A 9,532-nucleotide genomic window follows, 5' to 3' on the forward strand; every position below is an offset into this window, starting at 1 on the left:
AAAAAAAGAAAAATAGGAAATTCAATCCCTATTTTTTAACAGTAGCTGTTTTTTTAACTGTATCTTTGCCGTATTTTGCCTGATAAGTTACTTTTTTGCCGACTTTAAGGCCAGAAGTTTTGAATGTGGCCTTTGCAATTCCTTTTGAATTGGTTTTTACTTTTAAAGTTTTGCCGTTGAACTTGAAGGTTACGGCTTTGTTTTTAAGCAGGGTTTTGCCTTTTTTAAGTTTGGCGGTTAATACTACCTTTTTGGCTGATTTTTTAGGTGTTACTGATTTCAATGTGATTACATGAACATTGACTGTTTTGGTTGCCTTTGATGATTTGTAGGTAGCTGTTATTTTGTGTTTTCCGGCAGCAAGTTTGAATGTTGCAATACCGTTTTTATCAGTTTTTACCTTTTTGGCTTTGCCGTCAACCTTAAAATTGACAATTGTATTTTTTGCAGTTTTTCCATTTATGAGGACTTTCATTTTAGCCTTTTCACTTGTAACTTTAACATCGGTTAATTTGACTGAAGGCAAAATCTCTACAGCGGAGTATAAAGTTGCATTGTATCCGTTGTCACCTACATATACCGCATCGATATCATCATAATATCCTACCTTGAAGTTTTTAAGCGGCAATTTTGCTTTACCATCCTTAAGCTCGACAGTGATGTTTTGGCCGTTAATCTTAAAGATAACATTACCTTTTGCTTCTTTTAAGGTTTTAACAACAATTGATTTGTCCTCTCCGCAGTACATTTCACCTGGAGTTGTGATGTCCGGATAAATGTCAATTATTGAATTTACATCACTTACATTGAAATCTGTACCGGTATATCTTGCAGATACGTTGTATGAAGCAGGAATCAGGTCATTGACATTTATCACTGCAGATCCGCCATCAAGTTTGACCCGTTTATATAATTCGGAATCGACATAGACTTCCAGACTGCCTTTTGCTGATTTTGGAAGTTTAAGGGTAACGTCAAATTCAGTCTCTCTGAAGAAATCATATGGAAGTTGGATTTCATAGCCGACAGTGAAATTGTCCCTTAATACATAGCTGTAGTATTTTTCGTCAGCCGGATAGAAGAATTCAATTTGATGATTTCCAACATCCAGTTTTGAGATGTCAAGTTCTATCCATCCTGAATTGTCAATTTCAAAGTCAGTGTACCTTACTCCGTCAATGGTTATCTCGATTAAATCCTTTTTGAAGTCTACCGGAACGATTATTGTGTACTCATTATCCTCACCATATACATATGGTCCGTAGCCGAACATGTCAACATAATAGTATACCTCGACCAGTTCCCTCTTGGATTTGCTGAATTTGCTTGCATTGTACTGTACGTCAATCATATGCGGACCGCAGGTTATATCATTAAACAGTGAGTGTAAAAACTCCCCGCGCTTATCCAGCTTATCTTTAAATACCATCTGACCATCTATATAGATAGTGACGGTACCATCAGTATTATTGAGGATTTTTGTGCTTATGCAGTCATCATGGTCCAAAACTATGGTTTTAGGTATGTTTATAAGCATGTCAACAACAGTAAAGTTAAATGTTTTGTTGAATTTCCTGTAATATGCATCCCCTGCATAAACGACTGTCACGTTATGGTCTCCCAAATCAAGGGAGTTGAAATCGCTTGCATTCATGATATTGTACTGATGGGAAGTGAAATTGAATGCAAATTTATCATCTATATAAATTTTCATCTCGCCATTGGCAGATTCAGGCATGTAAAATGACACATACCCCTGAGGATCATCCTTTAGAATTTCTTCAGGAAATCCCGGAACAGTAAAGTTAGGATTAACCTTCATTACCTTTAAAGTATGGTTTGAATTGATTAAAACATTGTCAAAGAAGAGATTTATATGATAGGTAACATGATCTGTGTTTTTATTTACTACAAGGTGTGATATTGCCTCTTTTGGTATTGTAATCGGAATTTTAACAGATGATGAGACATTTTCATTGTAGAATTCCACGTCGTTGATTGTTGCCTTCAAATTGCCGCTTGTATTTTCCGGCAATTCAACATCAATCTCTCCCAAATCCTTTTCATATACCATTTCATCAAATGATACCTTGATGTTGTCGGCTGTTTGCGGACTGTCCACTGTGCTGTTGTCTGCAGCTGCCAGCGGAGTTATCATGCAAATCGCCAACAGGAATATGGAAATTAAAATTATTTTAGATTTCACAAATATTACCTCTGATTTTTTTCTTGAATAATATATTTGTAAAAAGTAGTATATGTATGGTTTCAATTTATGGATTAAAATATGAAAAAATATCTTTTCTATATTAGGTTAACTTATGCATATCCGAGATTGGAATAAAATTTAGACAGACATATATTTCAGGCAGTGAAACATTCATCCCTATTGAAAATGGCAATTCCTATATTGCAATATTCAAAAACCATCAAAGAGAGGTGCATTTCAAGTGTAAATGCTTGAAAGAGCTATAATAACTGAAATAATGTTAAATTTCAATTTTTAAGCTAATTAATCTTGAATTTCATAAATTAACCTATTGGGTTTTCAAAATGAAAAATGTGTTAAAAATTCCGACTTACTGGCAGGAATTCATCATACAGTAACAGCATTAACGTCACTGAATCAGACATATGGATTCAAATCGTTGATATTTTTAAAAAAACAATGAATAATGAATTGTAAATTTGGCCAAAAGTTCAAATTGAGACTGTTATTGTCATTGGAGGATTTTTCAAAATCATGTTTTAAAAGCCAAAATAGTGAGTTATTTGAAACTGAATCAATTCAAGAAAAATGCGAAAACAGCTTAAAATTTAATTTGAAAAATACCAGTCATCATTTATCTTAAAATACCAATCGTGAGAGATATTTTTTTAATCATGAAAGTATTTAATATGTAATATTTCACAACAACATTTGAAAATCTTTTTAACTAAAATCTGGAAAGTTTGGGCGTTTTTTGAAAAATTATCTGATAAATGTAAAATAAATTTTACAATAGATGATTTCCCCACAGTGACCTCCGGAAAAATTTGAACTTCAGCTGACTTTGAAAAAGTGATCTCATGATGATGGTGAAAATGAAATCTGAATGAAAATTCCATAATGTGGCAGGATTTTTACGCCAAAATCAGCATTTAATGAAATCCCGATTCAAGGTTTTGAAATTAAAATCATGACTTGGAAATGACTCTAAAAACACATCTGATTTTTAAAAATCAAAAGCAAAATGAAAGTGTTTAATACATTGGATGAGTTGAAAATTAAAAATAACTTAAAACCGGAATAAATATTTTAAAAGTAACTGACTTTCAAATGATGATTTCAGTCAAAAATAGCCATTTTCAATAATGAAAAATTTTTCCAGTAACAGGAAAATTATGGTTAATTCGTCAAAAATGGAAAGAATTTGGATTAACATGACCATTTCAATCAAGGCCCATACCAGTATCAACAATGGCAATGTTAATGTGAAATTTTGAATTGGAAATTTACTCCCCAAGTTCATCTTCGAGATGGGCGATCAGTCCGTCAACTTTTTCAATCTGTAGCTTGAATTCCTCTTCTCTTGGAGTGCCTTTTACCTTTTCATACTTTTCTTCCAAAGATGCTTTTAGCTGTTGTGCCTTTTCAAGTCGTGTGGTAACATTTGTTTTGTCTGTCATCAAATCACCTTGACAATACTATGTTTGAACTTTATCTTATATTTGGCGATTGATTTTTTGTGCAATTCATCCCTAACCTAAAAGGCAGGTATTCTTGCACATCAAAGGTAAATTTCAAGTGTAACTCATCTGGAGACTTATTTTTGAAAAACAAGGCCTGTTTGAACTTTTTTAAAAAAATTATTTTTCAATTTAAAAACAAGGATTTGACATTTGCCAAAATCTGAAACATGGAAAAAATATTGATTTACTCGCAAAATATTTTCATACTATAACTGTGCTAAAATTCCTGAAACTGAAATTAGTGGCATAATTAGTTTTTTTAATTATAGTGAAAAGTTTTGGATTTACACAATTAGCCAAAAAAATATATCAGCACTCCAATACTTTTTAAAAGATTTTTATTGAAATTTCGAATTTCTGAAGAAAAATTCAGTTATTTGAAAACAATTTCAAAATCATGAGAATTTTTGACCGTGCCAATTATAAGAGTATAAAAAAAGTGGAATTGGAAGTCTATGGAATCCCATACACTCCCCTATCATATATTCAACATCTAGAATGGTACCGGAGAAACACTGTTGTCTTTGTTGAACTGGTCCAAAGTTGTTTTCAAGGAATCCATGTTCAAGTTACTTGAATTTGTAGCCCAGAAGACTATAACAAGTTTATCTCCACCGTGGTCAACGACTTCTGAAAGTCCCACTGTTCCATGATCCATATCTGTGAAGTTTGCAGTATGGTCAGGATTAAGGGCAAGTTTCATGTCATCATCGGCAACTAAGTATTCTTTTCCGTCATCATGAACTAACTTATCAATTAAAGTGCCGTCGTTAGCGTCATTATCTCCAACTTTGTCAACGTTTCTGAAGACACCAATTCCTGCATCAGTGTTATCATTGGCATAGATAACAAAATCATCGTTTTTTATTACTTCTTTAAATTTACCATCAATTTTGAAGTCTGTTAGGTTTGCAGCGCAAACAGTTCCAATCAAAAGAGATGAGACAATTAAGACGATTAATAGTTTTTTGAAATCCATTTTTATCCTCCCTTTAATATTAGCGTACCAAAAAAATAATTTTAATGTACAATTAATACTATTGCCTCATGATTATTTATATTTTATTAAATCTTTTTAGTTAATTGAGAATTATGTATATGAAAATAGTGTTTTTTTGTTAATTAATTCAGATTAACATTTAATGTTAAAAAAAATAGAATTGTATGAGATGCAAACTAATGCATCCCAATTTTAAATTAATTTAAGTTTTTTGGCGGTCTTTTCGTCCACTTTACCAGTTACTTTCAGGCCTTTAGCTTTCTGGAACTGTTTGACTGCCTTTACAGTGTAGTCCCAATAGATGCCGTCAACTTTCAGGTAGTGGCCTTTTTCTGTAAGATAATATCCGTTGTTTTTCAGTGCCCTTTGGATCTCTTTGACTGTAGTCTTGAGTTTGCTTCCTTTAGAAACTGTTTTCCAGACAGATATGACTTTAATGTTTACCTTTTTGGTTGCCTTGTTGAAGTACTTGTTTGCCTTAAAGGTTACTGTTGCCTTGTATGTTCCTTTTTCGGCCAATTTGGTGATTTTGAAAGTTGCCTTACCTTTGGAGTTGGTAGTGGCCTTGTATGTTTTGCCGTTGACTTTCAAGGTGACATTGGCGTTCTTGATCGGATTGCCTGCATTGTCCTTTAAGGTAACAGTGTATTTTTTGGTTTTTGTAGTTGTCTTGAATGTTTTTGTATTGGCGGTTATCTTAGCAGTGGCCTTTTTGACTGTAACATTAACCTCTTTAGCGGACTGGTCATATTTGGCATTGCCGCTGAATGTTATTTTTGCAGTATATGTTTTGGGAGCCAAGCCTTTGGTTGAGACATTAACCTGACCGTTTTCATCAGCAGTATAGTTTTCAGCACCGTTTAAGTCAACATTTACATTAACACCTGCAATCGGATTGCCGTTGGCATCTTTCAGATTAATGACTAAGTACTTATCTGCATTATAAACAACTGAAACTGCAGAAGCGACAATTTCTGTTGGTATTTTGCTTACAGTGACATAGACATTAACAACACTATATTTATAGACCACATTATCTCCGACACTTACATAAATCAGGGCATTTCCTTCAGCCAAAGCGGTGATTTTACCTTCGCCATCAACAGAAATCACATCATCGTCATCGGTTGTGAAATTAACCTTCAAGCCCATAGGCACAGTAGTAGCATCAATACTATCAGATTCGCCAATGACAAGTTCATAATGTGTTTTTGTAACATTAACGCTTGCATCCAATGCAGTGACAGTGATTGAAATGGTTTTATTTTCAGCTGCGGCGTATTTCTCATTGCCTTCAAAAGAAACAGTGACATTTGCTTTACCGGCACCAACAGCAATAATATATCCGTCCTCAACAATCACAACATCCTCATTACTTGAAGCATATGTTAAATTGCCCGCATCTGCCGGAGTCAAACTAGCGAAATAGCCGACAACATCATTATATACCAGATCAAGAGTTTCATTGGTTAAGCTAATTTCAGTTGGTATTTTGCTTACTGTTACTGTGACATTGGTGGAGTTTAGAGCATAGACTATACCATTACCGACAGTCAATGTAATGACTGCAGTACCTTCACCTTCTGCGACAACAATACCATTATCCGTAACACGGACAACAGACTCGTCACTTGAATTATATTGAATTTCCAACTCATCAGGAACTGTTGTAGCATTTAAATCAAATTTATCGCCAATATGTAAATCCAGAGTATTATTTTCTACACTGACACTTGCATCCATCAAGGATACATTAACTGTTATTGTCCTATTTTCGGCCGCTGCATACTTATCGTTACCCGCAAAGGAAACTGTAACTGTAGCAGTGCCTTTACCCCGTGCAAAAATCAAACCGGCCTCATCCACAAGAACAATACTTTCATCATCTGAAGTATAGGTTAACTTGCCTGCATCCGCAGGAGTTAAGTTAGCCAAACCATCAGCTATTCCATATACCTTCAAATCAATTGTTTCATTGGTTAAACTAATTTCAGTTGGTATTTTGCTTACAGTGACATGGACATTAACAACACTATATTTATAGACCACATTGTCTCCGACACTAACATAAATCAGGGCATTTCCTTCAGCCAAAGCGGTGATTTTACCTTCGCCGTCAACAGAAATCACATCATCGTCATCGGTTGTGAAATCAACCTTCAAACCCTCAGGCACAGTAGTGACAACAATATTATCAGTTTCATCTATAATGAGTTCATAGCGTGTCTTGGTGACATTAACGCTTGCATCCAATGCAGTAACGGTGAGTGAAACGGTTTTGTTTTCAGCAGCAGTATAATTTTCATTTCCTGCAAATGAAACAGTAACATTGGCCTTACCTGCACCAACGGCAACAATCCTACCACCTTTAACTATTATAACATCCTCATTGCTTGAAACAAAAGTCAAATTGCCTGCATCGGCTGGAGTTAAATTAGCAAAATCACTGACCGTATCTTTTGCCTTCAGATTCATGGTTTGATTGATTATGCTAATTTCAGTCGGTGCCTTTTTGACTGTAATGGCGGCAGTTTCTGTAACCGGATTGTGATTGCCATCAACTAGAGTAGTGACATTTAAAGTGTAGTTTCCTATTGCCAAATTGGAAACGGTTATTGTTTTTTCCTTAACTTTTACAATAGCTTCAGTGTGATTCACGACATTGGCCTTAACACCTGTTGCATTGGTGAAAGATACTGTAGTGGAACCTGCGGCATTATAATCAAATACCATATCATCAACTGTTAATGTTGAATTTGCCTTAATAACATTTACTTCTATAGTGTATGCCGCATTTTCTATTGATGCAGTTATTTTACCTGTTCCGGCGGTGTTTGCAGTATATGTGACTGTTTCTCTAAGACCAATAATTGAAGAATTTGCATTGCCCCCTATTGCAGTTACAGTCAGGCCGACCGGATTTAAAAACACATAGTTATAGTCGGATACGATATTTGAAGTTGAATCGAATGCATATAATTTAAAGGTAATGTCTGATGTGCCCGAAACAATCACTGAATCCGGATCGGCAGTGGCATTTAAAAACAGCCAGACATCACCAAATTGCAAATCAGGATTTTTAGTATAGTCAGTTGCATTAGACCCAAACCAGTTGAAATTGGCATCAACATTTTCACCTGCGGCAAAATCAATGATATTAACTGAAACATTATTATTTAAAAAGATATTATTCTGGATTTGAATACTATCAGTTGAATCGAAAGCCTGACCAACAATACCTTTATTAGCAGAGTTATTTACAAAAATACAACCCCTGACAGCGCCCCACTTACTGGCGAGATGAACCGCACCATAGTTTGCAGCATAGTTATCCACAAAAATGTCATCATAAAAACGACCATCATCCTGATAGAAATAGACAGCACCACCTGCACCTTCCTCATTATCCTTAACAACCGAGTTAGCAACAAAATTACTCGAAAAAATCGTGCCTCCATAATTAGAGTAAACTGCACCACCCCACTTATTAGCAGAGTTATTAACAAAATTACAGTGCCTCACAGAGACAGACTCACTTGAGTAAAGTGCACCACCATTTTCTGCGCAACCATTTACAAAAGTAATGTTTGTAAAATCAACCCGATCTCCCGTAATATTGAATATTCTTGTTTTACCGTCGGCATCGATTGTATGGCCGTGACCATCAATAGTTATTAGTGACTTATTGATTAGGATTCCGTTGGGATATCCCTCTCCCTCATATTTGTAATCGTTTTCCAATTTTATTGTGTCATCCTTGCTTGTTTTAATTTTATAGTCCAATGCGGCGAATGTTCCATTATCTGGTGCACCCATTACTTCAGGGTTATTTGCCTCGCCGATTATTTGTATTTCATCAGTCAAACTTAATTCATTGCTTTTTCCACTTTCGGACAATTCAACAGGCGAATCATCAGCACTGGCCGTCAGCACATCATTCGAATCGCTTGCACTTGCTGTGGCCATTGCAAATAGAAAAATAGCCGCCAGCAATATTATCATATGCTTCTTGTATTTCATCACCATTACTCCAATATAGTTTAATTAATATATGTATATTAAAAATTACATATATCTATTTGGATTAATCGCACAGATACGAACAATTTACAGCAATTTTAACTATTTTTCAAAAGAATTGCCGGCTTTTAAGACAGTAGATTCAAAGAGATGTTAAATTTGAAAATGATTGCAGGCATGAAAAACAATAAATATTCTTGCCCACAAATAGAAATAATAAGTGACAAAATGGTGATTAAATATGCAAAGAGACCAGATGATTATAATAGCTTTGGTTGCAATTGTGGCCGTGATACTGGTTGGAATCGGATATATGCTTTTAAATCCCACAGTTGAATATCAGACACTCCAGCTAAGCAACGGCAGTTCAATCGAAGCGCCGAAAGCAGATGATGCAACATGGAACCAGGATCCCAGCGGAATCAGAACATATACCTGCGAATCCAAACATACAGTGGTAATGTCCTTCAACAGCCAGGAGGATTTAAACCTTGTTGGAGCGGGAGCATTTGCAATAGCCCGTGACGTGCTGATGGACGGGGCAAAAGATGTTGAAACCTATAAGGACTATCATATTAAGGAAAATACAATCAACAAAACACATTACTATATAGTTTATGTAAGCAGCAATGAAACACATGACAATATCGTCATCGGAAGCGACAATATGGATATTCTAAAGCACATGCTAGACAGCCTTGAATTGGGACCTCCAGGTGAAGGACCTCTCAATGCAACAACCACTGAAAGTTCCGCACCTGCACCAGCAGCCCCTACTCA

Annotated in this window: 5 protein-coding genes; 1 reads left to right on the forward strand and 4 read right to left on the reverse strand. The window is 35.3% G+C overall.

Translation table 11 applies throughout. The features are described from left to right. Positions 1 to 28 precede the first annotated feature (28 nt). The 4 genes from ACJMLH_RS03165 to ACJMLH_RS03180 all read right to left on the reverse strand — a co-directional run bounded on the left by ACJMLH_RS03165 (position 29) and on the right by ACJMLH_RS03180 (position 8,752). Positions 29 to 2,158, reverse strand: a complete 2,130-nt coding sequence (locus ACJMLH_RS03165) for a hypothetical protein (protein ID WP_405274649.1) — start codon at positions 2,156 to 2,158, stop codon at positions 29 to 31. 1,337 nt (positions 2,159 to 3,495) lie between these two features. Further along, the gene (locus tag ACJMLH_RS03170) at positions 3,496 to 3,669 is read right to left on the reverse strand and encodes a hypothetical protein (protein WP_405274651.1); all 174 of its coding nucleotides are present in this window, start codon (positions 3,667 to 3,669) and stop codon (positions 3,496 to 3,498) included. A gap of 556 nt (positions 3,670 to 4,225) precedes the next feature. Further along, complete coding sequence (locus ACJMLH_RS03175) at positions 4,226 to 4,711, reverse strand: hypothetical protein (RefSeq protein WP_405274653.1); 486 nt, start codon at positions 4,709 to 4,711, stop codon at positions 4,226 to 4,228. A gap of 213 nt (positions 4,712 to 4,924) precedes the next feature. Continuing rightward, a complete protein-coding gene (locus tag ACJMLH_RS03180) occupies positions 4,925 to 8,752 on the reverse strand; it encodes an Ig-like domain-containing protein (protein WP_405274655.1) in 3,828 nt (1,275 codons plus the stop codon). Positions 8,753 to 8,993: 241 nt separating this feature from the next. On the opposite strand from ACJMLH_RS03180, the gene ACJMLH_RS03185 reads away from it, so the two are divergent. After that, a partial coding sequence (locus ACJMLH_RS03185) for a hypothetical protein (RefSeq protein WP_405274657.1) occupies positions 8,994 to 9,532 on the forward strand: 539 nt, incomplete at its 3' end.

The organism is Methanobrevibacter sp., assembly GCF_045116495.1.
Lineage (GTDB): Archaea > Methanobacteriota > Methanobacteria > Methanobacteriales > Methanobacteriaceae > Methanocatella.